The sequence below is a fragment of the Streptomyces sp. NPDC006435 genome, assembly GCF_040612315.1.
Lineage (GTDB): Bacteria > Actinomycetota > Actinomycetes > Streptomycetales > Streptomycetaceae > Streptomyces.
Window position 1 is genome coordinate 160,657 of record NZ_JBEXPY010000008.1, and the last position, 21,422, is coordinate 182,078.

General features: G+C 70.9%; 22 protein-coding genes. 13 read left to right on the plus strand and 9 right to left on the minus strand.

Annotated features, from left to right (window positions below):
* The first annotated feature begins 4 nt into the window (after positions 1 to 4).
* The 4 genes from ABZZ04_RS12025 (at position 5) to ABZZ04_RS12040 (ending at position 3,750) form a co-directional block, all read left to right on the plus strand.
* Positions 5 to 805, plus strand: a complete 801-nt coding sequence (locus tag ABZZ04_RS12025) for an ABC-2 family transporter protein (protein WP_356932118.1) — start codon at positions 5 to 7, stop codon at positions 803 to 805.
* Positions 806 to 911: 106 nt separating this feature from the next.
* Complete coding sequence (locus tag ABZZ04_RS12030; protein ID WP_356932119.1) at positions 912 to 1,739, plus strand: ABC transporter permease; 828 nt, start codon at positions 912 to 914, stop codon at positions 1,737 to 1,739.
* 58 nt (positions 1,740 to 1,797) lie between these two features.
* Positions 1,798 to 2,850, plus strand: coding sequence for an ATP-binding cassette domain-containing protein (locus tag ABZZ04_RS12035; protein WP_356932067.1), 1,053 nt, complete (start codon positions 1,798 to 1,800; stop codon positions 2,848 to 2,850).
* A gap of 186 nt (positions 2,851 to 3,036) precedes the next feature.
* Positions 3,037 to 3,750: a DUF1707 domain-containing protein gene (locus tag ABZZ04_RS12040; protein ID WP_356932121.1), complete on the plus strand. Its 714-nt coding sequence runs from the start codon at positions 3,037 to 3,039 to the stop codon at positions 3,748 to 3,750.
* Between the two features lie 237 nt (positions 3,751 to 3,987).
* Here the strand turns inward: ABZZ04_RS12040 and ABZZ04_RS12045 are convergent, their stop codons facing one another.
* The gene (locus ABZZ04_RS12045; RefSeq protein ID WP_356932068.1) at positions 3,988 to 5,238 is read right to left on the minus strand and encodes an SGNH/GDSL hydrolase family protein; all 1,251 of its coding nucleotides are present in this window, start codon (positions 5,236 to 5,238) and stop codon (positions 3,988 to 3,990) included.
* Positions 5,239 to 5,384: 146 nt separating this feature from the next.
* Between ABZZ04_RS12045 and ABZZ04_RS12050 the strand changes: the two genes are divergently transcribed.
* Positions 5,385 to 6,902 carry a DUF445 domain-containing protein gene (locus ABZZ04_RS12050; RefSeq protein ID WP_356932069.1) on the plus strand — a complete coding sequence of 506 codons (1,518 nt, stop codon included), beginning with the start codon at positions 5,385 to 5,387 and terminating at the stop codon, positions 6,900 to 6,902.
* Between the two features lie 140 nt (positions 6,903 to 7,042).
* On the opposite strand, the gene ABZZ04_RS12055 is transcribed toward ABZZ04_RS12050, so the two are convergent.
* A complete protein-coding gene (locus ABZZ04_RS12055) occupies positions 7,043 to 7,345 on the minus strand; it encodes a hypothetical protein (RefSeq protein ID WP_356932070.1) in 303 nt (100 codons plus the stop codon).
* 221 nt (positions 7,346 to 7,566) lie between these two features.
* Between ABZZ04_RS12055 and ABZZ04_RS12060 the strand changes: the two genes are divergently transcribed.
* The 4 genes from ABZZ04_RS12060 (at position 7,567) to ABZZ04_RS12075 (ending at position 11,351) form a co-directional block, all read left to right on the plus strand.
* Positions 7,567 to 9,075, plus strand: a complete 1,509-nt coding sequence (locus tag ABZZ04_RS12060) for an MFS transporter (RefSeq protein ID WP_356932071.1) — start codon at positions 7,567 to 7,569, stop codon at positions 9,073 to 9,075.
* Entirely contained in the window at positions 9,072 to 9,737 is a 666-nt protein-coding gene (locus tag ABZZ04_RS12065) for a TetR family transcriptional regulator (protein ID WP_356932072.1), read from the plus strand. Before ABZZ04_RS12060 ends, ABZZ04_RS12065 begins: the two co-directional genes overlap by 4 nt.
* A 282-nt stretch (positions 9,738 to 10,019) precedes the next feature.
* A complete protein-coding gene (locus ABZZ04_RS12070) occupies positions 10,020 to 10,832 on the plus strand; it encodes an alpha/beta hydrolase (RefSeq protein ID WP_356932073.1) in 813 nt (270 codons plus the stop codon).
* Between the two features lie 183 nt (positions 10,833 to 11,015).
* On the plus strand, positions 11,016 to 11,351 hold the full coding sequence (locus ABZZ04_RS12075; RefSeq protein WP_356932074.1) for an NIPSNAP family protein: 336 nt from the start codon (positions 11,016 to 11,018) through the stop codon (positions 11,349 to 11,351).
* A 183-nt stretch (positions 11,352 to 11,534) separates the two neighbouring features.
* Here the strand turns inward: ABZZ04_RS12075 and ABZZ04_RS12080 are convergent, their stop codons facing one another.
* On the minus strand, positions 11,535 to 11,882 hold the full coding sequence (locus tag ABZZ04_RS12080) for a hypothetical protein (protein ID WP_356932075.1): 348 nt from the start codon (positions 11,880 to 11,882) through the stop codon (positions 11,535 to 11,537).
* 215 nt (positions 11,883 to 12,097) lie between these two features.
* Between ABZZ04_RS12080 and cpt the strand changes: the two genes are divergently transcribed.
* Complete coding sequence (gene cpt / locus ABZZ04_RS12085) at positions 12,098 to 12,631, plus strand: chloramphenicol phosphotransferase CPT (RefSeq protein WP_356932076.1); 534 nt, start codon at positions 12,098 to 12,100, stop codon at positions 12,629 to 12,631.
* Between the two features lie 280 nt (positions 12,632 to 12,911).
* Here cpt and ABZZ04_RS12090 read toward each other — a convergent pair whose 3' ends face one another.
* From ABZZ04_RS12090 to ABZZ04_RS12110, 5 genes are all read right to left on the minus strand, one after another.
* Positions 12,912 to 13,388 carry a GNAT family N-acetyltransferase gene (locus tag ABZZ04_RS12090; protein ID WP_356932077.1) on the minus strand — a complete coding sequence of 159 codons (477 nt, stop codon included), beginning with the start codon at positions 13,386 to 13,388 and terminating at the stop codon, positions 12,912 to 12,914.
* A 132-nt stretch (positions 13,389 to 13,520) separates the two neighbouring features.
* Complete coding sequence (locus ABZZ04_RS12095; protein ID WP_356932078.1) at positions 13,521 to 14,456, minus strand: hypothetical protein; 936 nt, start codon at positions 14,454 to 14,456, stop codon at positions 13,521 to 13,523.
* A gap of 246 nt (positions 14,457 to 14,702) precedes the next feature.
* Positions 14,703 to 15,272, minus strand: a complete 570-nt coding sequence (locus tag ABZZ04_RS12100) for a DinB family protein (RefSeq protein ID WP_356932079.1) — start codon at positions 15,270 to 15,272, stop codon at positions 14,703 to 14,705.
* A gap of 46 nt (positions 15,273 to 15,318) precedes the next feature.
* Entirely contained in the window at positions 15,319 to 16,569 is a 1,251-nt protein-coding gene (locus tag ABZZ04_RS12105; protein WP_356932080.1) for an MFS transporter, read from the minus strand.
* A 92-nt stretch (positions 16,570 to 16,661) separates the two neighbouring features.
* The gene (locus tag ABZZ04_RS12110) at positions 16,662 to 16,973 is read right to left on the minus strand and encodes a metalloregulator ArsR/SmtB family transcription factor (RefSeq protein ID WP_356932081.1); all 312 of its coding nucleotides are present in this window, start codon (positions 16,971 to 16,973) and stop codon (positions 16,662 to 16,664) included.
* 298 nt (positions 16,974 to 17,271) lie between these two features.
* On the opposite strand from ABZZ04_RS12110, the gene ABZZ04_RS12115 reads away from it, so the two are divergent.
* Complete coding sequence (locus ABZZ04_RS12115) at positions 17,272 to 18,027, plus strand: LPXTG cell wall anchor domain-containing protein (RefSeq protein ID WP_356932082.1); 756 nt, start codon at positions 17,272 to 17,274, stop codon at positions 18,025 to 18,027.
* 164 nt (positions 18,028 to 18,191) lie between these two features.
* On the opposite strand, the gene ABZZ04_RS12120 is transcribed toward ABZZ04_RS12115, so the two are convergent.
* Complete coding sequence (locus ABZZ04_RS12120; protein ID WP_356932083.1) at positions 18,192 to 18,992, minus strand: hypothetical protein; 801 nt, start codon at positions 18,990 to 18,992, stop codon at positions 18,192 to 18,194.
* Between the two features lie 224 nt (positions 18,993 to 19,216).
* Here ABZZ04_RS12120 and ABZZ04_RS12125 point away from each other — a divergent pair, with 224 nt between their 5' ends.
* Positions 19,217 to 19,900 (plus strand): hypothetical protein, encoded by a 684-nt coding sequence (locus tag ABZZ04_RS12125; protein WP_356932084.1) that lies wholly within the window; start codon positions 19,217 to 19,219, stop codon positions 19,898 to 19,900.
* 95 nt (positions 19,901 to 19,995) lie between these two features.
* Complete coding sequence (locus tag ABZZ04_RS12130; protein ID WP_356932085.1) at positions 19,996 to 21,420, plus strand: transcriptional regulator; 1,425 nt, start codon at positions 19,996 to 19,998, stop codon at positions 21,418 to 21,420.
* The last annotated feature ends 2 nt before the right edge of the window (positions 21,421 to 21,422 follow it).

Here is a 21,422-nt window from a genome sequence, read left to right on the forward strand (position 1 = left end):
TGCGGTGCGGCTCTACGCGGTGGTGGCGGCGGGAGGGTTCAGGCGTCACGCCACCTACCGGACCGCCACGGCGGCCGGCGTCTTCACCAACACCGTCTTCGGTTTCATCCTGGCCTACACCTACACGGCGTTGTGGGACGAGCGTCCGCAGCTCGGCGGTTACGACATGTCCGAGGCGCTGACCTACGTGTGGCTGGGCCAGGCGCTGCTGATGACCTGCGCCATGATGGGCGGCGGTTTCGAGGACGAGCTGATCGAACGCATCCGCACCGGGGACGTGGCGGTGGACCTCTACCGGCCGGTGGACCTCCAACTGTGGTGGCTCGCAGGCGACTTGGGCAGGGCGGCGTTCCATCTGCTGGGGCGTGGCATCGTGCCGCTGCTGGTGGGGGCGCTCGCCTTCGACCTGGCGCTGCCCTCCGAGCCGTTGAGCTGGCTGGCCTTCCTCGTCTCGGTGACGCTCGGCGTCGTGGTCAGTTTCGCGATCCGCTATCTGGTGGCGCTCAGCGCGTTCTGGCTGCTGGACGGGGCGGGGGCGGCGCAGATGGCGTGGCTGGCCGGGATGTTCTTCTCCGGGATGCTGCTCCCGCTGACGCTGTTCCCCGGGGTGCTGGGGGAGGTCGCGCGGGCGCTGCCCTGGTCCTCGCTGCTCCAGGTGCCGGTCGACGTGTTCCTCGGCAAGCGCACGGGGTGGGGTCTGGTGGAGGCGTACGGGTTCCAGGCCGGCTGGGCGGTGGCGTTGCTGCTCGTGGGCCGGGCGGTGCAGTCGGTGGCGACGAGGAGGGTGGTGGTCCAGGGTGGCTGATACGAGCGATGTGGTGCGGACGGCCGACGGGACCGGTGCGGCCGAAGCGACCGGCACGGCCGGCACGGCCGGTACGGCCGGGTGGGGCGTTGCGGGCGGACCCGGGGTGGTGTTCGCCGAGCGGCCGGGCCTGGTCGAGGGGCTGCGCGCGTACGGGCTGATCGTGATGATGTGGCTGCGTTCGACGATGGCGTACCGCGCCTCGTTCGCCATGACGGCGTTCGGGAACTTCGCGGCGACGGCCTTCGACTTCGTGACGATCCTGCTGATGTTCTCGCACGTGGACGCGTTGGGCGGGTACACCCTGCCCGAGGTCGCCCTGCTGTACGGGGCGTCGGGCACCGCCTTCGGCCTCGCCGACCTGCTGCTGGGGTCGATGGACCGGCTGGGGCGGCGGGTGCGCGACGGCACGCTGGACACCCTGCTGGTGCGGCCGGTGCCGGTGCTCGCGCAGGTGGCGGCGGACCGGTTCGCGCTGCGCAGGGTGGGGCGGATCGTCCAGGGGCTGCTGGTGCTGGGGTACGCGCTGGTGGCGCTGGACATCGAGTGGACGCTGCTGAAGGCGGCGATGATCCCGATGATGCTGCTGAGCGGGACGGCGATCTTCGCCGCGGTGTTCGTGACCGGGGCGGCGTTCCAGTTCCTGGCGCAGGATGCGGCCGAGGTGCAGAGCTCCTTCACGTACGGCGGGAACACCCTGCTCCAGTACCCGCCGACGATCTTCGCGAAGGACCTGGTGCGCGGGGTGACCTTCGTGGTGCCGCTGGCCTTCGTGAACTGGCTGCCCGCGCTGTACGTACTGGGCCGGGAGTACCCGGTGGGCCTGCCGGACTGGGTGGCGTTCCTGCCCCCGGTGGTGGCGGGTCTGTGCCTGCTGCCGGCGGGCGCGGCCTGGCGCATGGGCCTGCGCGCGTACCGCAGCACGGGAAGCTGATCCACGACCACGACAACGTATGACAACGCACGACGACGAGTGAGGCGGGGCGGCGGACATGGGCACGGAAATCGATACGGGAGCCGGTACGGGGACGAGTGCGGAGGCAGGTGGGGAAGCGGGCGCGGAGGGCGGGCCCGGGAGCGGTTTCATCGAGCTGGACGGGGTGGAGAAGGTCTTCGACGTGCGTCGCAGGACCGGTTTCATGCGCGGTGAGCGCCGTCAGGTGCGGGCGGTCGACTCGATCAGCTTCCGGGTCGCGCGCGGCGAGATGGTCGGTTACATCGGCCCGAACGGCGCGGGGAAGTCGACCACGATCAAGATGCTGACCGGCATCCTCACCCCGAGCGCCGGCCGGCTGCGGGTGGCGGGCATCGACCCGTCCCGGGAGCGCACGAGGCTGGCGCACCGGATCGGGGTGGTGTTCGGGCAGCGCACCACGCTCTGGTGGGACCTGCCGCTGCGCGACTCGTACCGGCTGGTGCACCGGATGTACCGGATTCCCGACGCCCGCTTCCGGGAGAACCTGGAGCGCTGCGTCGAACTCCTCGACCTGGGCGAGCTGCTGGACGTTCCGGTGCGGCAGCTCTCGCTGGGGCAGCGGATGCGCGGCGACATCGCGGCGGCGCTGCTGCACGACCCCGAGGTGCTGTACCTGGACGAGCCGACGATCGGCCTGGACGTGGTGTCCAAGGCCAAGGTGCGCCAGTTCCTGCGGGACCTGAACGCCGAACGCGGTACGACGGTGCTCCTCACGACCCACGACCTGACGGACATCGAACAGCTCTGCAAGCGCGTGATGGTGATCGACCACGGCCGGTTGATGTACGACGGCGCGCTCGCCGGTCTGCACGAGGTGGGCCGGAGCGAGCGGACGCTGGTGGTCGATCTGGAGCGCGAACTCCCGCCGATCACCCTGGAGTCGGCGCCCTCGGTCCGCAACGTGAAGGTGGAGGGGCCGCGGCAGTGGCTGGCCTTCCCGGCCTCGGATTCGGCGGCCCCGCTGGTCGCGGGGATCGCCGCGGACTACCCGTTGGTCGACCTGTCGGTGCGGGAGCCGGACATCGAGGCCGTGATCGCGAAGATGTACGAGTCGGCGGCCGACAAGTAGGGCGCGGATCCGGCGGGCGGGGCCGGGACATCGGCAGGTCGGACCGGGACGTCGGCGGGCGGGATCGGGACATCGGCAGGTTGGACCGGGACATCGGCAGGTCGGACCGGGGAACCGGCACGTGGAGCTGTGACGGGAGCACGCCCGTTCAATAGGCTGCGCGGTATGACAAGTGACCTTCCGGAAATGCGTGCCTCCGACGCCGAGCGCGAGCGCGTCGCCGAGACCCTGCGCGAGGCGATGGCCGAGGGCCGGCTGGAGATGGAGGAGTTCGAGCAGCGGCTCGAAGCGGCCTACAGGGCGCGCACGCACGGGGAGTTGGAGCCGCTGGTCCGGGACCTCCCGGCGCCGGGCGCGGCGGTGGCTCCGGTGGGTGTCCGGGGTCCTGCGCGGACGGGTTCGGCGGCGAGCTGGGCGGACCGGGTCGGCAAGCCCGCCACGTCGGGCGGCGCGTTCGCGTTCTGGGGCGGGTTCGGCCGCCGGGGGAACTGGACGGTGGCCCGCAAGTTCACCGCGTTCTCGATGTGGGGCGGCGGCGAGATCGATCTGCGCGACGCGAACTTCGAGGACCGCGAGGTGGTCATCCGCTGCTTCACGATCATGGGCGGGATGCACGTGACGGTTCCGCCGGAGCTGAACGTCGAGGTCCGGGGCATCGGCATCATGGGCGGTTTCGGGGAGTCCTCGAAGGACGAGGGCATCCCGTCGCCGGACTCCCCGCGGGTGCGGATCACCGGTTTCGCGCTGATGGGCGGCGTCGGTGTGGAGCGCAAGCGGAGCAAGGCGGAGAAGCAGCGGCTGAAGGAAGCGGAGCTGGAGCGGCTGCGGGAACCGGACCGCGGGAGCGGCCGGGGCCGCCTGGAGAAGGGCCCCGGTTCCTCGGACCGGCCCCAGGACTGACGGACCGGCCCGAGGGGACTGACGGGGGCGCGGTACGGGGCCGGTCCGAGGGCCGTACGGGACGCCCCGTACGAGGTTGGCAGGGACGCCGTACGAGGTGGCGCGGGGCGGTACGAACCGGTACGGGGGTGGCGCGGGGCGGTACGAGGGTCGCTCGTTCCCGGCCGTGTCCGGCCCTGGCCCCGTCCCCGCCCTCGCTCTCGCCCCTGCCCCTTCTCCGTCCTCCGCCCCGGCCGTTCAGAGCTCGTCGGACACGGGACGCTCGTGGACCAGGGTCGTCAGGTCCACCGTCGAGCCCAGCAGCCGGTAGCCCGCGTCGTTCAGGTGGAGGTGGTCGCCGCTGTCGTAGGCGGGCCGGAGCCGCGTCGGGCGGTGCGGGTCACGGGCCGCGGCGTCGAAGTCGACGACGGCGTCGAAGACCCCGCCCGCCCGGATCAGTCCGTTGACCCGCTGCCGTACCTCCTCGCGCTCGGGGGTCCAGGTGCGGAACCCCTCGTACGGCATCAGCGTCGCCCCCACGACCCGGAGCCCCTGTGCCTGGGCGCGCCGCGTCATGGACCGCAGGGCGTCCGCGATGCGGTTCGGGTCGGTCTCCTGCGGGGACTTCTGCACGTCGTTGATGCCGAGCGCGATGACGACGGTCCGTGCTCCGGCGACCCCCAGCGCGTCGCGGTCGAAGCGGACGCTCGCCCGTACGCCGCGGCCGTCGCGCAGGATGCGGTTGCCCGCGATGCCGGCGTTGGCCACCCCGTACCGGCCGCCCAGCCGATCGGCGAGCACGTCGGGCCAGCGGCTGTTGGTGTCGGAGGTGGAGCCGGTGCCCGCGGTGAGCGAGTCGCCGATCGCCACGACCGTTCCGGCGGCGGCCCGGGTACGCACGTCGACGGCGGTGAGGTAGCGCCAGCCATCGGTCCGCCAGGTGCCCCACGCGGTGTCCACGTACGAGGTCTGGTGGCTGCCCGGGTGCATGGTGACGGGCCCCTCGGGGGCGGAGGTGCGCAGTGCGACCACGAGATCGGCGTCGGCGGCGACCGGGACGACGACCGGGTCGCTGACGAGCTGCCCGCCCGCCGCGACGGTCGTACGGGCGGCGCCCCCGAAGGTCACGGTGCGGGCGTTCACGGTGACGCGGTCCAGGTGCAGCGGGCGGGTGCCGAAGACGTTGGAGAGGGTGACGCGGGCCGCGTCGCCGCCGATGCTGGTGTGCACGACGTTACGGATGGTGCGTCGGTTCAGGGCGCTGCCGTGGGCGGTGTCCGGAACCCCGGCGATGGGGGCCGCCGCCCAGGTGGCGGTCCAGAGCCCGGTGGAGTGCGCGGGCGCGGCGGGGCCGCGGGCCGCGGTCCGGGTGTCGGCGGCGTCGACCGGTGCGGGTCGGCCGCCGGGACCGGAGAACAGCAGGGTGCCCGTGAACGCCACGGCTGCGGCGAGCACGGCGGTGCCCGCCAGGAGGGCGATGAGCAGGGCGTACCCCTGGCGCCTGGGCATGATCGGTGGGTCTCCTCATGATCGATTGTGCTGGTCCCATGGTGGGACAGGTCGTCGGGAACTCGGCGTGCGGCCCGGGAGTAGGTCAGGTAGGCACAATGCGTACGGGGCACCGGGAGCGGGGCGTACGCGGACGGGTGGAGCGGATGGAACGGATCGATCGGACCGGACCGGAGGAACGACCCGGACCGGAAGAGAACCGCACTGGACCGGAAGAGGCCGGGACCGGACCGGAAAAGGGCCGTGTCGGGCCGGAGCAGGAACGATCCGGTCCGGAAGAGGACCGCACCGGGCCGGAGCAGGAACGGACCGGTCCGGAAGGGGCGCGGGGTGCGCGGCGGCCGGTACGGGCGGCGGGCGCGGCCCGTACCGTGCCCGGTGACCGCCCGGCCCCCCTCGCCTCGTTCGCGTACACGGCGGCCGACGAGGAGAAGCGGCGCGGCGTGCGCCGGATGAAGACCACGGCCACGGGCCTCCTCCTGCTGGTCGCGCTCGTGTACGTACTCGCCACCTGGGCGAAGAACGAGGGGGTGGGCGGCTGGCCGGGCTTCGTCGCCGCGGCCGCCGAGGCGGGCATGGTGGGCGCGCTGGCCGACTGGTTCGCCGTCACGGCGCTCTTCAAGCGCCCGCTCGGCCTGCCGATCCCGCACACTGCCATCATCCCCACCAAGAAGGACCAGCTGGGGGCCTCCCTGGGTTCCTTCGTCGGCGAGAATTTTCTCTCCGGCGACGTCGTGCGGGGCCGTATCCACGGTCTGGGCGTCGGGCGGCGGGTCGGTGCCTGGCTGGCCGAGCCGGAGCACGCGGACAGGGTCACCGCCGAACTGTCGACCGCGCTGCGCGGTGCGCTGACCGTGCTGCGGGACGCCGATGTGCAGGCCGTGGTGGGCGAGGCGATCACCCGGCGGGCGAACGCGGTGGAGATCGGCCCCGGCCTCGGGAAGATGCTGGAGAAGGTCGTCGCCGACGGCGGCCACCGCAGGGTGGTGGACCTGGTCTGCACCCGCGCCCACGACTGGCTGGTGCTGCACGGCGACTCGGTGATGGAGGCGGTGCAGGGCGGGGCGCCGGGCTGGACGCCGAGGTTCGTGGACAAGCGGATCGGGGAGCGGGTCTACAAGGAGCTGCTGCGGTTCGTCACGGAGATGCGGGACATGCCGGGGCACCCGGCGCGCGCCTCGATCGACACCTTCCTGACGGACTTCGCGTCCGACCTCCGGACGGACTCGGACACCCGGGCCCGGGTGGAGCGGCTGAAGTCGGAGATCCTGGGGCGCGGCGAGGTCCAGGACGTCATCGCCTCGGCCTGGGCGTCCGTGCGCTCGATGATCATCGCGGCGGCGGAGGACGAGCAGAGCGAGCTGCGGCTGCGCGCGCGGGCCTCACTGATGGGGCTGGGGGCGCGGCTGGCGACGGATGACCGGCTCCAGGCGAAGCTGGACGGCTGGCTGGAGGACGCGGCGGTCTACGTCGTCACGACGTACCGCACGGAGATCACGTCGCTGATCAGCGACACGGTCGCGAGCTGGGACGCGGACCAGACGTCGAAGAAGATCGAGGCCCACATCGGCCGCGACCTGCAGTTCATCCGGATCAACGGCACGGTGGTGGGCGCCCTGGCGGGCCTGCTGATCTACACGGTGTCCTGGGCGCTGGGGGCGTAGGGGAAGTAAGGAGGAAGGGAGAGGGGCGGAGGCCGACGGGCCTCCGCCCCTCTTCCGTGCCGCGCGGGGCAACGGTTCCGTGCCGCGCGGGGCAACGGGACGCCGCGTACGCGGCTCGTGGCTCCCGCCGTGTACGCGGTTCAGGCCGCCCGGCGGGTGACCGCCCACGACGCGGCGGCCATGCCGCCCGCCACGGCGAAGACGGCGGGCCAGGCGCCGACCTTCTTGGCCAGCGGGTGCGAACCGGCGAACGCGGCGACGTACGCCGTGGTCAGCCCGACTGCCGCACGCGGTCCCGCCTGCCGGTTCCACTCGTAGGCGGCGGCGGTGCCCGCGGCGGCGAGGGCCACCCCGCCCAGCGGCCGCTTCCTGGTCCACCGCGCGACGGCGTACCCGCCGACCAGACCGCTCGCCGCCACCGCCGCTGCCGGAACCTTCGCCATCGTCGCCACCTTCGCCTTCAAGTCTCGGTAGTCCGGGCCCTGGCCCGGGTCTTCGAGGCTAACCCGATGTCGGGGACAGCGGTCGCCAAGGGGGTGCACAGGCGTTTACCCTGGGGGTGAACACGCGTACACCCGGTCCGGGGCCGAGCCCCGCCCACTCCGCGTCCGGACTCGCCCACTCCGCCTCCGGACCCGCCCACCCCGCATCCGTACGGAGAGCCATGCCCGCGGACATACCCGCCACCGCAGCCCCGACCGCCGCCGACGAGGCCCCGCACCCCCGCTTCGCCGTCGGCGTGCTGGCGTTCTGCGGCGTCGTGGTCGCGGTCATGCAGACGATCGTCGTCCCGCTGCTCCCGCACATCCCGGCCCTCACGGGCGCGACCCCGGCCGCCGCGAGCTGGCTGGTCACCGTCACGCTCCTCACCGGCGCCGTCTTCACCCCCGTCCTGGGCCGGGTCGGCGACATGTACGGCAAGCGGCGGGTGCTCGTCGCCTCGCTCGTGGTGCTGGTGGTGGGCTCGGTGCTGTGCGCGATCAGCTCCCACATCGGGGTGCTGATCACCGGCCGAGCCCTCCAGGGCGCGGCGCTCGCCGTCGTACCCCTGGGCATCAGCATCCTGCGCGACGAACTCCCGCCCGCCCGGGTGCTGTCCGCCGTGGCGCTGATGAGCTCGACGCTCGGCATCGGCGCGGCGGTCGGCCTGCCGGTCGCGGCCCTCGTCGTCGAACACTTCGACTGGCACACGATGTTCTGGGTGTCCGGGGCGATCGGCGTCCTCGACATCGTGCTGGTGCTGTGCTTCGTACCGGAATCCTCGCTCCGCACCCGCGGCCGTTTCGACGCGGTCGGCGCGCTCGGCCTCTCCGGGGTCCTGGTCTGCCTGCTGCTGGCGGTCACCCAGGGCGCCGACTGGGGCTGGACGTCGGTTCGGACGGTGGGTCTGCTGGTGCTCGCCGTCGTCGTGGCGCCGATCTGGGGCCGGTACGAGCTGCGCGTCCCGACGCCCATGGTCGACCTGCGGGTGTCGGCCCGGCCGTCCGTCCTGCTCACCCACGCCGCGGCCCTCCTGATCGGCTTCGCCTTCTACGCGAACTCCCTGGTCACCGCGCAGATGGTGCAGGAGCCGAAGGAGACGGGCTACGGGCTCGGCGCCTCGCTCGTCGTCAGCGGGCTCTGTCTGCTGCCGGGCGGCGTGATGATGGTGGCGCTCTCACCGGTCTCGGCGAGGATCTCCGCGAAGCACGGCCCGAAGGTCAGCCTGCTGCTGGCGTCCGGGGTGATCGCGGCCGGTTACGTGGTGCGTTACTTCACCAGCCACAGCCTCTGGCTGATCGTCGCCGGTGCCACGGTCGTCGCCTCGGGCACGGCCATCGCGTACTCGGCGCTGCCCGCACTGGTCATGCGCGGTGTACCGGTGAGCGAGACGGCCGCGGCCAACGGGCTCAACACACTGATGAGGTCGATCGGACAGGCGCTCTGCAGCGCGACGGTGGCCGCCGTCCTCACCGGCCTCACGTTCCGGGTGGGGGACAGGACGGCCCCGACCCTCCACGCGTACCAGCTGGTCTTCCTGGTCGCGGCGGGCGCGGCGCTCGCGGCACTGCTGGTCACCCTGTTCCTGCCGGGCCGCCGGGTCCCCGCGGCGGGTACGGTCGAAGGGAACCGCGATGTCCCGGGCGGACCGGGGAACGGGGCGCGGAAGGTACCGACCCAGGAGAGCGCATGACCAGCGGCCAGGCCACCGTACCGGCGCCGGCCCGGGCGGCCGCTCGGGCTTCCGCCACCTCGCCGGACCGGGCGCCCGGCCCGGCGTCCGCCGCCTCCCCGGACCGGGAGGCGGCCCCGCCCGCGGATCCCGGAACCGGCCGGGACGCGATCCTGCGCGCCGCCCGCCGGGCGTTCACGCAGCGCCCGTACGCCGAGGTCACCATCAGGGGGATAGCGGCCGACGCGGGGGTGAGCCCCTCCCTGGTCGTCAAGCACTTCGGCCGCAAGGACGAACTCTTCAACACCGTCGCCGACTTCGGCCCCGCCGCCGCGGAACTCTTCGACGCGCCGCTCGACACCCTGGGCCGCCACATGGTGGTGACACTGGTGAACAGCCGCCGGGAGACGCAGACCGACCCGTTGCTGCGCGTCGTCTTCTCGCTCGGCAACCGCGACGAACGCTCCCTGCTGCGCGACCGCTTCCACGAACAGGTCACCGAGGCCCTGGCCGCCCGCCTCACCGGCCCCGAACGCGCCCTGCGCGCCGAGCTGATCGCCGGCCACCTCCTCGGCCTCGGCGCCACCCTCGGCCTCCACCGCGACGGCGCGGGCGCGGGCGCCACCCCCGAACACATCGCGGACCTGTACGCGCCCGCGCTCCAGTCCCTGATCACGGGGTGACGCGGGGCCCCGGACCGGACAGGGCGACGGAGGCGGACCCCGAGGGTCCCGGCCGCACCGAGGAGCCGATCGCCCGGATCGGCACCCGCGACCGCACCGACCCCCGAGAACCACCACTGCCGCTGCACCGCTGACACTGCGCCATTGCCATTGCCATTGCCATTGCCGCTGCCACTGCCGCCCGGTCGCCGGGCGATGAGTTCTTCCGGCGGCCGGAGTCATACCTCTGTCATCACAACGGCACCCCGACCGCGGGCTGCCGACGGAGGAAGGACCACCGGCATGACCGCCATCCACACTCTTCGGGTACCCGGCGCGCACCTGCACTACGAGGTGCGCGGCTCGGGACCGCTGCTGCTGCTCATGGGGTCGCCGATGGAGGCCGCGGCCTTCGCGTCGCTGGCCGACGCGCTCGCGGGCGACCGCACCGTCGTCACCCACGACCCGAGGGGCATCTCCGGCAGCACCCTCGACGACCCCGACGAGGACACCGCGGTCGACCGGCGGGCGGACGACGTGGTGGCGATCCTGGACGCGCTCGGGGCCGATTCGGCCGATGTGTTCGGCAGCAGTGGCGGCGCGGTGACCGGGCTGGCACTCGTCGCCCGCCACCCGGACCGGGTACGTACGCTCGTCGCGCACGAGCCGCCCGTCATGGAGATCCTCCCCGACGTGGCCGAGCACCGCGCCATGACCGAGGACATCATCGAGACCTTCCGCCGGGAGGGGCAGGGCGCGGCATGGGCGAAGTTCATGACCGGCGCGGGCTTCGACGACGAGAGCTGCGAGGAGGCCCCCGCCGGCCCGCACGGCGAGCCCTCGGCGCAGGACGTCGCCAACGGCGACCGCTTCTTCGGCCACGACCTGCGGGCCACCGCCGGCTACGTGCCCGACGTCCCCGCACTGACGGCCGCACCGACCCGGGTCGTCGTCGGGGTCGGCGCCACATCGAAGGGCCTGATCACGTACCGGACGTCCGTCGCGCTGGCGGAACTGCTCGGCACGCGACCGGCCGAGTTCCCCGGCGACCACGCGGGTTTCCTGGAGGACCCGGACGGGTTCGCCGAGGCCCTGCGCAGGACACTGGAGGGCTGACAACGACCGGGCCGGGGGCGGGGCGGACGCGGGACGACCGGAACGGGCACAGGTACGGGCACGGGCACGGGCGTGGGTACGGGCGTGGGCGGAAAAAATCCGGCAACTCCCGGTAGTGTCCCGAAAGTTACGAGAGGGTGCGGGGCCGGTCGAAGGCATCCGCCGACCGTGGGGGGACCGGCTGTGGTTCTCGAGATCTGTACGTACCTGCTGAAGCCCGGCACCGGCCTGGAGTTCTCCGAGGTGATGCGCGAGGAGTCGGTGCCGCTACTGAGGAGGGTCGGCATCCGGGTCGTTGACCACGGGGCGTCCATGGCGGACGAGGACGGGCGCGAGGAGGCGTATCTGATCCGTGCGTTCTCCTCCATGGAGCAGCGCCACCGGCAGAAGAAGGAGTTCTACGACAGCGACGCCTGGCGGCAGGGTCCGCGCGAGGCCATCGTGTCCCGGATCCTCGAGTCCCACACGGTCGTTCTCGACCCCGAGGAAGGTCTCGCCCGGGCGCTCCGGACCTGGTGAAGGCCGTCGCCCGCCCCGACGTACGTACACACCGCCCCCGCGCACGTACACACCGCCCCGCGTACGAGCACACCGCCCCGGCCGTACAGGCACACCACCGCCCCGGTACGGGCGCGGGGCACGGTTCGTACCGGGGCGGTGGCGGTCACCTGGCGCGGATCGTGGCGCGGCGCGGTGGCCGGGTCAGCTGAAGACGACCGAACGCAGCTTCAGTCGGCTGGAGGCGTGGCCGCCGTCGGGCCGCAGGGTGAAGTAGTCGCCCTGGCAGCCGGGTCCGGTGAAGACCGTCGCGCTGGAGTCGGTGAGGTTCTGCGGGGTGTGGGCCGGGTACGACGAGTTGGGGTCGGCGACCTCGGGCAGCGTGATGCACACCCGGCTCGGCGGGTCGATGAGGAAGCCCACCCGCGGCGAGCCGTCGAGGCCGGTGTACGTGTACGAGAAGTCTCCGGTGGCCGCGTGGGCCGAGGCCGGCAGGGCGACGACGAGCGCGAGCGCGCCGAGGGCGGCTGCCGCGGTGGAACGAAGGCGCATGGAAAGGGCACTCCTTGGTGGGGGGATCGGAACCGGCCCAAGTCTGTGCCGCTGAGCTGCGGGCACCGTCGAAAGTCGGGCCCCGCCACTCGGATGGCAGCTGCCGAATCGATTTTTCCGACGCCAACCGGGTCATGCCCGTAACCTGCGCGGGAGTTCCGGGAAGGATCGACCGCCGCTTCTGGAGCGTTGGATTCACGCTTTAGTGTGGTCCGATGAAGACGCGCATGATCGTGCTCAACGGCGGTTCCAGTTCGGGGAAGACCGGGATCGCCCGGTGCCTGCAGTCGGTGCTGCCGGACCAATGGCTTCTGCTCGGGGTGGACACACTGATCGACGCGATGCCCGCAGCCATGCAGGCGTCGGACGAGGGAATCGACTTCGCCCCCGACGGCGGGGTGGCCGTGGGCTCCGGGTTCCGCGAGCTGGAGGCCGCGTGGATCGAGGGTGTCGCCGCGATGGCACGCGCGGGGGCCGGGATCGTCGTCGACGAGGTCTTCCTCGGCGGTGCCGAATCCCAGCGCCGCTGGCAGAAGGCGCTCGACGGGGTAGGGGTGTTGTGGGTCGGCGTCCGGTGCGATGCCGCCGTCGCCGCGGGCCGTGAGACCGCGCGGGGCGACCGGGTCTCCGGTATGGCGGCCCTGCAGGCGGACGTGGTGCACCGGGGCGTGACCTACGACCTGGAGGTGGACACGACGCGGCAGGAATCCATGGAGTGCGCGCGGATCATCGCCGCCCATGTGGCGTGAGGTCGCACGGTACGGGCCCGCACCGCACGACCACGCACCGCACGATCGCACGGCCTCGCACCACACGGCCGCACGACCACACACCGCCCGGCCTCGTACCGCATGGCCTCGCACTGCACGGCCGCACGGCCGACGCCGGGGAACATCGTCCCAATGATCATTTCCGGCCACGGCAACACCCGGGGAACGGGCGGCACCCGCGGACGGGTCCGCCCGTCCTCACCCGCACACTCACCCACCATGGAGCGGCCGGGTCGTCCCGGCCGCTCCGGCCGTCCGACTACGCGTCGCCGAGCTCCAGTTCACCCACGACCTGGTCCCCGCTCATCTCCCCGGTCAGCTCGAACCCGAGTCCGAGATAGAACCCCTCGGGCCCGTGCGCGCCGGGAACCCAGGTCACGGTCACACGGTTCTGTCCCCGCCGCCGGATCTCCTCGCACACCGCCTCCACGGCGAAACGGCCGTATCCCCGGCCCTGCTGATCGGCGGCGATGTTCAGCCGCCACAGCCCGGAACGGAGCCGGTCCCCGGGGTTGTCCGGGTCGAACCGGACGTCGAAGAAGGCCATCACGAAACCGACGAGCCGTTCACCGTCGAAGACCAGTCGGGGCCAGGCGATGTCGGGGGTCGCGTAGGCCTGGGCCAGCGACCAGGCGACCGGCTTCACCAGTCCCTCCTGGTCGGGCCGTACTTCCAGTGCACAGGCGGCCTCGACGTTGTCCGAGGTGATCTTTTCGAGGCGGAGCGATGAGGTCATGGCCGCAACCTACAGATCGGTGTCCTGCCCCGTGCAGCAGGTTCGCCGGGTGCCGGTGCCGGTGCCGGTGCCGGGTGCCGGGGCCGCCGGATCAGCGGCACCGGCACCCGGTGGATTCCCTTGTCGCGTGCGTCAGTTGGCGGGTGCCTGGTAGAGGCCCCGGCCGGCGCGGTGGGCGCGGGAGGTGGCGACGAGCCGGTCGAGGGTGCTGCGCACGGTGTTGATGCCGTTGGGGGTGAGCTCGCGCCCCAGGGCCTCCGTGACGTCACGGGCGCGGACGGCGGCGTCGCCGGACGCGGCCAGCACCTTCATGACCAGCTCGGTGAGGCTGCCGCTGTCGTCACCGGCCGGTGCGGCAGCCGCCTTCTTCGTGGCCGCGGTCGTGGCCCTGGCCTTCGTGGACCGGGTGGTCCTGGCGGCCTTGGCGGCCTTCTTGGCCGGTGCGGCGGCGGACTTCGCGCTCCGGGCCGCCTTGGTCGCCTTGGCGGGCGCGTCGGAGTCCGCGGCCTCGGCACCCTTGTCGGCCTCGGCGGACGCGGGCTTGTCGGCGGCGGCCTTCTTGGCGGCCTGGCCGCGCTCGGCCTTCGGCTTGGCCGCGGCCCGCTTGCGGCCCTTGGGCGCGGCAGGCGCCTTGCGCGCACGGCGACGCGCGGGGGCGGGCTCGGCCTCCGCCGACTCCTGTGCGGCTTCAGCCGGTTCCTGCGCGGCCTCCACCGGCGCCTGTGCGGCCTCCTCCTGAACGGCGGAGTCGGCGGAGTCCTGCGCCTGCTGCGGAATCCTGGCGGCGGGAACGCTCGCCGGCTCGGCCTCGACGGCCTCGGCGCCGTCCGCTTCCACCGCGGCCTTCGGCTCCGCCTCGGCACCGCCGTCCGCCACGGGAACCGGGCTCGGGGCGGACGACAGCGCACGCAGCGCCGTCAGTGCGGTCCGCACCGACTCCAACCGTCCGGTGACGGCGGAGAGTTCCTTCTCCAGGGTCTGCTGGTGCTGCTCGAGGCGCGGAAGTTCCGCCTCCAGCAAGGCAGTTGTCGCATCGATGGTGACCAGTGTGCTGGTCTCTGAGGTCATGTTGTCGCCCTTCTGTCCCGGCCGACCGTTGGTGATCGATGTATCGCAGGGTAAGGGGTGTTGTGTTGTGGCCGGAAATTGCCCCTCTGATGCGAACTGTTCGATCGACACCGTCAGCACTGACCGACAGTCTCCCGAAACCCCGGGCGCCGCGCCCCGAAGTCGGCGAATGACCCACTCGTTCGGCCGCATGCCCCGCCACCGGCGAGGCGGTTTCGACAGCGCCTCCCCGGCCCGCCCCAACCGTCAGTCGTCGCCGCCCGCATCACCACCACCGCGTGAGGCGGCCTCCGCCATGCGCGTTGTGGTGCTGGAACCGTCCAGTGCCTCCCGGACGATGTCCGCGTGCCCGCTGTGATGGGCGATCTCCCGGAAGACGTGCAACAACACGTGCCGCACGGTCCACGTGACCGGCTCCGACGGCGACCAGGGGTACTGCGGAAGCGTCACGAGGCGCCCCAGATCGGGTTCCTGCCGCACGGTGCGATCGAACTCGGCCGCCGCCGCGCGGAACGCGTCCACCAGCCCCGCCAGGGTCTCGCCCTCGGTCATCCGGTTCCCGTCGGGATCGAGGTCGGTCCACTCGACCTTCGCCGGCGCCGTGCCGTCGACCACTGCGAGCCAGGTCCGCTGCACCTCGCCGAGATGCTTGACCAGCCCGCCCAGGGTCAGTTCGCTGACCGTCGTGGCGCGGCCGGCCTGCTCGTCGGTGACGTCGGCGACGGTGTAGAGGAAGTTGGTGCGCTGATCGGCCACGATCGCGAGCAGGTCCTCCCGCTCCCCGGCCTGCGGGGCGCCGGTGTTCGTCGTTCCCATGGGCGTTCCTCCTGATCGACTGCGGGTGCGCCCACACTAGGGGTGACTACGGGCGTCCGCCCGGTTTCACAACAACCCGCCCCGTGCCCCGCCCGTGCCCGTGCCCGTGCCCGTGCCCGTGCCCGTGCCCGTGCCCGTGCCCACGATCGCGGGCCGGCCCCAGCCGCAGAGCCGTGGCGGCCAGCGCGGCCAATGCGAACCCGATTCCGGCGAGGGGGAGTTGACGGGTTCCCCAGTCGGTCATGACCCAGCCGCCGACCGCGGTGCCCACGGTGATGCCCAGGTTCGAGAAGGAGATGAAGAGGCTGTTGCCGAACTCGGGCGCGTCGCCCGCGTCCCGCCCCAGCCAGCTCTGGCTCACGACGAGTCCGCCCGAGTGCACGGCGCCCCAGAGCAGCACAGCCGGAACCATCGGTGCGAGCAGCGGGCCGACGGCGTACAGCAGTGCGTACACCAGCAGGCACAGCACCGGGTAGGCGACGACGGTACGGACGAGACCGCGTCGCAGCAGGCCGCCGAAGGCGAAGTTCCCGAGGACCATCACGATGCCGAACGCCATCAGCATGGCGCTGACCCAGCTGCCGTCCATGTGTGTGACCTGGCCCAGGAACTCGGCGAAGTAGCCGTAGACCGAGAACATCGCGGCGAAGACGAGAACGACGGAGATGATGGTCAGCCATATGTGGGGCCGCTTCAGAATGCCCAACTGGTTTCGGTGGGAGAGCCGTTGGCCGCGCTCGACGGGCATGGCCGGGACGAAGCGCAGGATGCCCAGGAAGGCGACCAGGTTGACGAGCGCGCCGAACCAGAACGCCGACGCCAGCGAAAGGTGCTCGGCGAGGTACGAGGTCAGCGGCACACCGAACGCGAAACCGACGGTGACCCCGGCGAACACGGTCGTCGTGGCCCGCACCGCGTTCTCGGCGGGCACCGTCCGGGCCGCGGTCGCGAGCGCGACGGCGAAGAACACGGGGTGGAAGAGCGCGGGAACGACACGGAAGGCGAGCATCACCTCGTACTGCGTGGTGAGCGCGTAGGCGGCGTTGGAAACGGCGAACACCGCGATCGCCGCGGCGAGCACCTTCTTGCGGTCGATGCCGGAGGCGAGCAGCGTGGTGAACGGCCCGGAGACCGCGATGACCAGGGCGAAGACCCCGACGAGCCAGCCGGCGGCGGACGGGCTGACGCCGAGTTCGGCCGAGACCCGGGGGAGCACGCCGACCATGCCCATCTCGGTGGTGATGATCCCGAACACGCCCAGGGCGAGCACGGGGACGGTGAGGGAGGTCCTTCGCATCGGAACGAACGAAACCTTTCTTCAAATCCAGAAAAGTAGATATGTAGGGACAGGGGTCGGGCCGGGGCATGGGCGATCGCCCTCGGGGGGAGCTACAGCTCGTCGCGGACGTGCGCCGCGAACTCGGCGATCGCCGGCTCGTCGCGCCGGTAGTACGTCCACTTGCCGATGCGCTCCGAGGTGAGCAGTCCGGCGTCCTTCAGGGTCTGGAGGTAGCCGGAGACCACCGACTGGGCCAGCCCGGCGCGCTTCTGGATGTCGCCGACGCAGACGCCGATGTGGAAACCGAGCCCCTGCTGCCGGTAGGACTCCTCGTCGAAGTACTTCTCCGGCTCCTTCAGCCACTGCATGAACTGCAGGCGGGCGGGGTTGGCGAGCGCCTTGTGCACGGCCAGGGGGTCCATGGTCGCCTCTCCTTCGCTCCCGGGGTTCGTATCCAGCTTTCGCGATATGTAGTGCCAAGTCAAATCGCGGGACCGGCCCCCGTGGGCCGGCGAGTGACGGGCGATGGGCGGCGGGTGACGGGCGGGGCCTTGTTCCGGCGTCTCCGGGCTCCCCGACCTCAATCGTTATGCCGGGCCAGTACGACAAATCGCAGATTGAGTGACATAGGTGTATCGATGCGCCTTGACGGACCCATGAGGCCGAAGGAGGCTGAAGCGCCCCCCACGGAAGCCCATCTCCCACCTGTTGGAATTGTCTATGCGCTCACTCGCTTCCGCAGGCACGTTCGCAGCAGCCGTCGCCGCGACGATGCTGCTGGCTCCTGCCGCCCATGCCACCCCTCCCGGCGACAACGGCACCGTGAAGATTCACGACGCCAAGACCGGTGAGGAGCTCCGTAAGAACGAGCCCCACGTGTGCACCTTCTACCTCGACGCCTTCGGGTTCGACGGTGGTCAGAACGTCGACTGGCGCATCGAGGCGTGGGCCCCGACCGCCGGCGTCAAGGGCGAGGTCGTGAAGACCGGCTCGCTGAAGCTCGACGCCGAGGGGCACGGCCGTACGCCGGACCAGTCCCTGCCGGACGGCCACTACAAGCTGTTCTGGAACTTCGACGGCGAGCACGGCCGTGCCAAGCACAAGGTCTTCTGGACCGACTGCGACGGGGAGAAGCCCGGCGGCGGCAAGCCGACGCCCTCCACCGGCGAGTCGACCCCCGGCACCCCGTCCTCCGCGCCCTCCTCCCCGTCGGCCCCGTCCTCCGGCCCGGCGAAGCCGAGCGGAGAACCCACGCCGTCCACCCCCGGAGGCACGGTCCCCACCCCGCAGTCCTCCATCTCCTCGCCGCCCGCGTCGGCAACACCGTCGCCGACGTCGTCCGAGCCCACGAAGGGCGACCTCGCCGAAACCGGCACGGGCGCCCCCGTCGGCCTGCTGTCCGCAGCAGCCGCCGCCCTCGTGGCAGCAGGCGCCTACCTGGCCCTCCGCCGCCGCAAGGCCCAGCAGCAGCACTGACGGCCCCACCGCTCCACCGGCCATGAGGCCCCGCTGCCCCCGCACTCCTTCGTGGCGTGCGGGGGCAGCGTTGTGCGCGGCCGGCGAAGCGGAACGGGCTCCCGTTTCTGTTTCAGAACAGCCCTGCCTGGCGCATTCGGGAGACCGGGCGGCTGGCGCGGAGGTCAGCCGGATTCCCGGACCGCTGCGGACAGCAGGAACTTGACGTCTTCGTGCCGGCCGGCGTTGTTGAGGGCGGCCGTGATGTTCAAGACGGCTTGCCTGTCCGAGCGTTCAGCAGCGTTGAGAAGTATGGTCTCGGCGGCGTCCAGCAGACCGGCTGAGTGGCACGAGGTGACGGCCCTGACGATTTCTTCGGCCGAGTACGAAACCCCTGCCCGCCAGAGCAGGAGGTCCGCGTCGCGGCTCTGGCCCTCAGCAAGGTACCGGGCCACCAGTCGGGTCTCGCTCCAGGTGAGTTCGGCGACTTCTGAGGGGTGCCGGTCCCCCTCCGCATGGGGGACCGGCACCCGCGTCTGTTCCTGTGGCACGGAAAACTTGCGCCGACGGGACATGCGGCGAAGACGCAGCGCCCGCCTCATTGGTGGTTTCTGAACGATCCGGGAAGCCGGCCGCTCCGCGTCGGCCGGGCCGACAGCGGATGGATATCCGATGCTGCAGCAGTCGCAGTGCCGTTTCTGCGCGTGGATGCGGAGATCCAGCAAGGCGTCCAGCGTGTGCGGCAGTGGGCCGGTGGCGTCCTTCCTGATGACCTTGTAGAAGGCCCTGAGCGGGGACTCATCGGGGATACGGCCACCGTTGAGGTGGTTCGAGAGGGTTGTGGCCGCTTGGTGTGCTTCAGCCGCGATCTTCGCTTGGGTCCTTGGGCTGCACTCCCGGACTTCGCGCATCGCCGTCACCAGGGCGCGGTGAGCCGCACTGATGTCGCTCGGCAGCTCTTTCCATCTCTTCGGTCTGGACGTCACCTGCGGTTTCCGTTCGTCTGATGGCCCGACGATGAATGACCAATTGTGTAGGACGCGGCTAGTTCTCGGGCCGCGCGAATATTTTCCATCTCCCCTCGAAACTCTGTGAAGCCTGGCGTGATGAGGCGTCATGCGAGAAGACTGGCAATGCCCGCAAGGGGGTGCCAGCGGTTTCTTCATGGCTCTCGTTCGGGCTGCCATATGCCTACATAAGGGGAATGTGAATGACTCTGCCGTCGTGGCAGGACGGGAAGTACGGCACCATGAAGCGCGCCGCGCTGTGGCTGGTTACGGTCATCGGGGAGGGCAACGTCTTCACCAAGGAAGACGTTAAGAGCGCTTTCCCGGGAATCAGCCAGGCCGATCGCCGGGTACGTGACCTGCGCGACTACGGGTGGAAGATCGACACGCACAGGGAAGACGCACTGCTGGGGCAGCATGAGCAGCGGTTCGTTGCCCAGGGACAGCCGGTCTGGGAGCCCGGCAAGGCGACCAAGGCCAGCTCAGCCATCACGGAGACCCAGCGGCGGAAGATTCTGACCATGGACGGCAACCACTGCCGGTCGTGCGGGATCACTCCCGGACAGGTCTACGCCGGCTCATTCGAGTCAGCGCAGATCGACATCGCCCGGCGGAAGGTGAAGCAGCCTGACGGCAGCATCGCGGTCCAGCCCGTGGCGGAGTGCAACCGCTGCCGCGTGGGCGGCCGTGGTTTGGAGGCAGACTTGGGTGCCGTGATCGAAGGCATCTCGAAGCTTGGCAGTCTGCAGCGTCAGATGCTTACGGACTGGGTGGTCGCGGACGAGCGGGAGTTCGGTGCCGTGGAGCTGCTCTGGGCCGACTTCCGTACGCTGCCGGCGGAGTCCAGGGACAAGGTCCGTGAGGCTCTGGGGCTGCCCCCCGCCTGAGCCGTTCCCCGCGATCTCGTGGTGGGGGCCACCTCCAGCGGCGGCCCCCACCACGAACAGAACTCGATCTTTTGTTAGCCAGAGGAGAACGTACTGTGAGCAAGAACGTCGGAGAGTTTGGGCTCCCTCCGCACGCGGCCAGGAACAAGGACGTTGTGGAACAGCGCCTTAAGGACGTGGCCTCGGGCTCGGGGCTTCAGGAAACCCTGACGATCGAGTGGCGCACGAAGCCGGTGGTAGTAGAGGTCATCGACATGCCCGTGGAGTTGCTTTACTACAACCCGGGCACCCACCGGATCCGGGCGCAGCGCAGTTTCGACCCTCAGCAGGATCGCCGGCTGGACGATGATCCGTGGAGCGATGAGAGCCAGGATTACCTTCAGTACCTGCTTCAGGCAGAGCCTTCCGACCCTTCGAAGAGGGACAAGGACTTTGATGAGCTGAAGCAGAGTCTCAAGGACTTCCGGCAGAACGAACCTGGTCTGATCACCCGCGAGGGCATCCTGGTCAACGGCAACACCCGTGCGGCAGCACTGCGGGAGCTTGGCGTCCCTGACATCCGGGTGGCCGTACTCCCCGACTCCTGCACCTGGGCGGACATCAACAAGGTTGAGCTCTCGCTCCAGCTGCGGCATGACACCCGCAGGCCGTACTCGTACATCAACAGACTGCTCACCATCGACGAGCAGGTTGAAGCAGGCCGGCCTCTCAGGGAGGTCGCGCGTGACTTCCGCATTAGGGAGTCGACGGCGGAGCAGGATCTCTGGGTGCTCGCCTGCCTCCGGGACCTGAGGGACAGGTCCACGACCGGAGATGTGCAGCTTCGGCTGCTGGACTTCGAGGACGCCCAGGAGAAGCTTCGTGAGGTGCATCGCGCCTACGGCAAGGAAGCCAAAGCCGATCTTAAGAAGGCGGAGCTGCTCAAGGAGAACCGCCTGGCCGCGATCGTGATGGACTTCTCCAAGACCGATGTCCGTCTCATCGAGTCCAACTTCAGGGAAAGATACTTGGAGCACCGGCTGCCGGACGAGCTGAAGGCCGAGCCCGCCGTGGCAACCGCGCGAGTCATTCCCGGGATCAACCGGACGGTGAAGGCCGAGGTGCCGCAGGTGGCCACCGCTCGCGCGTTCACTGACTCGGTTCTGCGGGCGAAGGCCGTGATCCGCGCAGGGGACAAGGTTCCCCTGGCACAGTCCCAGCAGGCTGCCTCGGTGTTCAAGGAAGCGCACAAGGCGGTCGAGGACGCCCTTGAGCCGGCAGGTAAGGACGCCCGTGTACGCAAGCGGAAGCAGGCAGCGCCTGACAGGCTCAACGACGCCTGTCAGGACATCGAACAGTGCATCACGGACATGGTGCTGGCGAGCGGGTCCCGGAGCCTGGATGAGGAAGCTCTCGACGAGGCTGTTCTCAAGCTGAAGGCCACTTTGAAGAAGCTGGCCCTGGCCACCGCCCAGAGCATTGAAGTGCCCGGTGAGGGCGTTGAGTGGCTGCGCGAAGCCGTCCGGCAGGAGCAGCGGTGACC

Bases quoted from the DNA above. Each gene is read 5' to 3' on its own strand.
- ABZZ04_RS12035 (WP_356932067.1), top strand. From the start codon at position 1,798: ATGGGCACGGAAATCGATACGGGAGCCGGTACGGGGACGAGTGCGGAG.
- ABZZ04_RS12050 (WP_356932069.1), top strand. From the start codon at position 5,385: ATGGAACGGATCGATCGGACCGGACCGGAGGAACGACCCGGACCGGAA.
- ABZZ04_RS12040 (WP_356932121.1), top strand. From the start codon at position 3,037: ATGCGTGCCTCCGACGCCGAGCGCGAGCGCGTCGCCGAGACCCTGCGC.
- ABZZ04_RS12125 (WP_356932084.1), top strand. From the start codon at position 19,217: ATGACTCTGCCGTCGTGGCAGGACGGGAAGTACGGCACCATGAAGCGC.
- ABZZ04_RS12055 (WP_356932070.1), bottom strand. From the start codon at position 7,345: ATGGCGAAGGTTCCGGCAGCGGCGGTGGCGGCGAGCGGTCTGGTCGGC.
- ABZZ04_RS12045 (WP_356932068.1), bottom strand. From the start codon at position 5,238: ATGCCCAGGCGCCAGGGGTACGCCCTGCTCATCGCCCTCCTGGCGGGC.
- ABZZ04_RS12100 (WP_356932079.1), bottom strand. From the start codon at position 15,272: ATGGGAACGACGAACACCGGCGCCCCGCAGGCCGGGGAGCGGGAGGAC.
- ABZZ04_RS12110 (WP_356932081.1), bottom strand. From the start codon at position 16,973: ATGGACCCCCTGGCCGTGCACAAGGCGCTCGCCAACCCCGCCCGCCTG.
- ABZZ04_RS12115 (WP_356932082.1), top strand. From the start codon at position 17,272: ATGCGCTCACTCGCTTCCGCAGGCACGTTCGCAGCAGCCGTCGCCGCG.
- ABZZ04_RS12090 (WP_356932077.1), bottom strand. From the start codon at position 13,388: ATGACCTCATCGCTCCGCCTCGAAAAGATCACCTCGGACAACGTCGAG.
- ABZZ04_RS12095 (WP_356932078.1), bottom strand. From the start codon at position 14,456: ATGACCTCAGAGACCAGCACACTGGTCACCATCGATGCGACAACTGCC.
- ABZZ04_RS12080 (WP_356932075.1), bottom strand. From the start codon at position 11,882: ATGCGCCTTCGTTCCACCGCGGCAGCCGCCCTCGGCGCGCTCGCGCTC.
- ABZZ04_RS12060 (WP_356932071.1), top strand. From the start codon at position 7,567: ATGCCCGCGGACATACCCGCCACCGCAGCCCCGACCGCCGCCGACGAG.
- ABZZ04_RS12065 (WP_356932072.1), top strand. From the start codon at position 9,072: ATGACCAGCGGCCAGGCCACCGTACCGGCGCCGGCCCGGGCGGCCGCT.
- ABZZ04_RS12105 (WP_356932080.1), bottom strand. From the start codon at position 16,569: ATGCGAAGGACCTCCCTCACCGTCCCCGTGCTCGCCCTGGGCGTGTTC.
- ABZZ04_RS12070 (WP_356932073.1), top strand. From the start codon at position 10,020: ATGACCGCCATCCACACTCTTCGGGTACCCGGCGCGCACCTGCACTAC.
- cpt (WP_356932076.1), top strand. From the start codon at position 12,098: ATGAAGACGCGCATGATCGTGCTCAACGGCGGTTCCAGTTCGGGGAAG.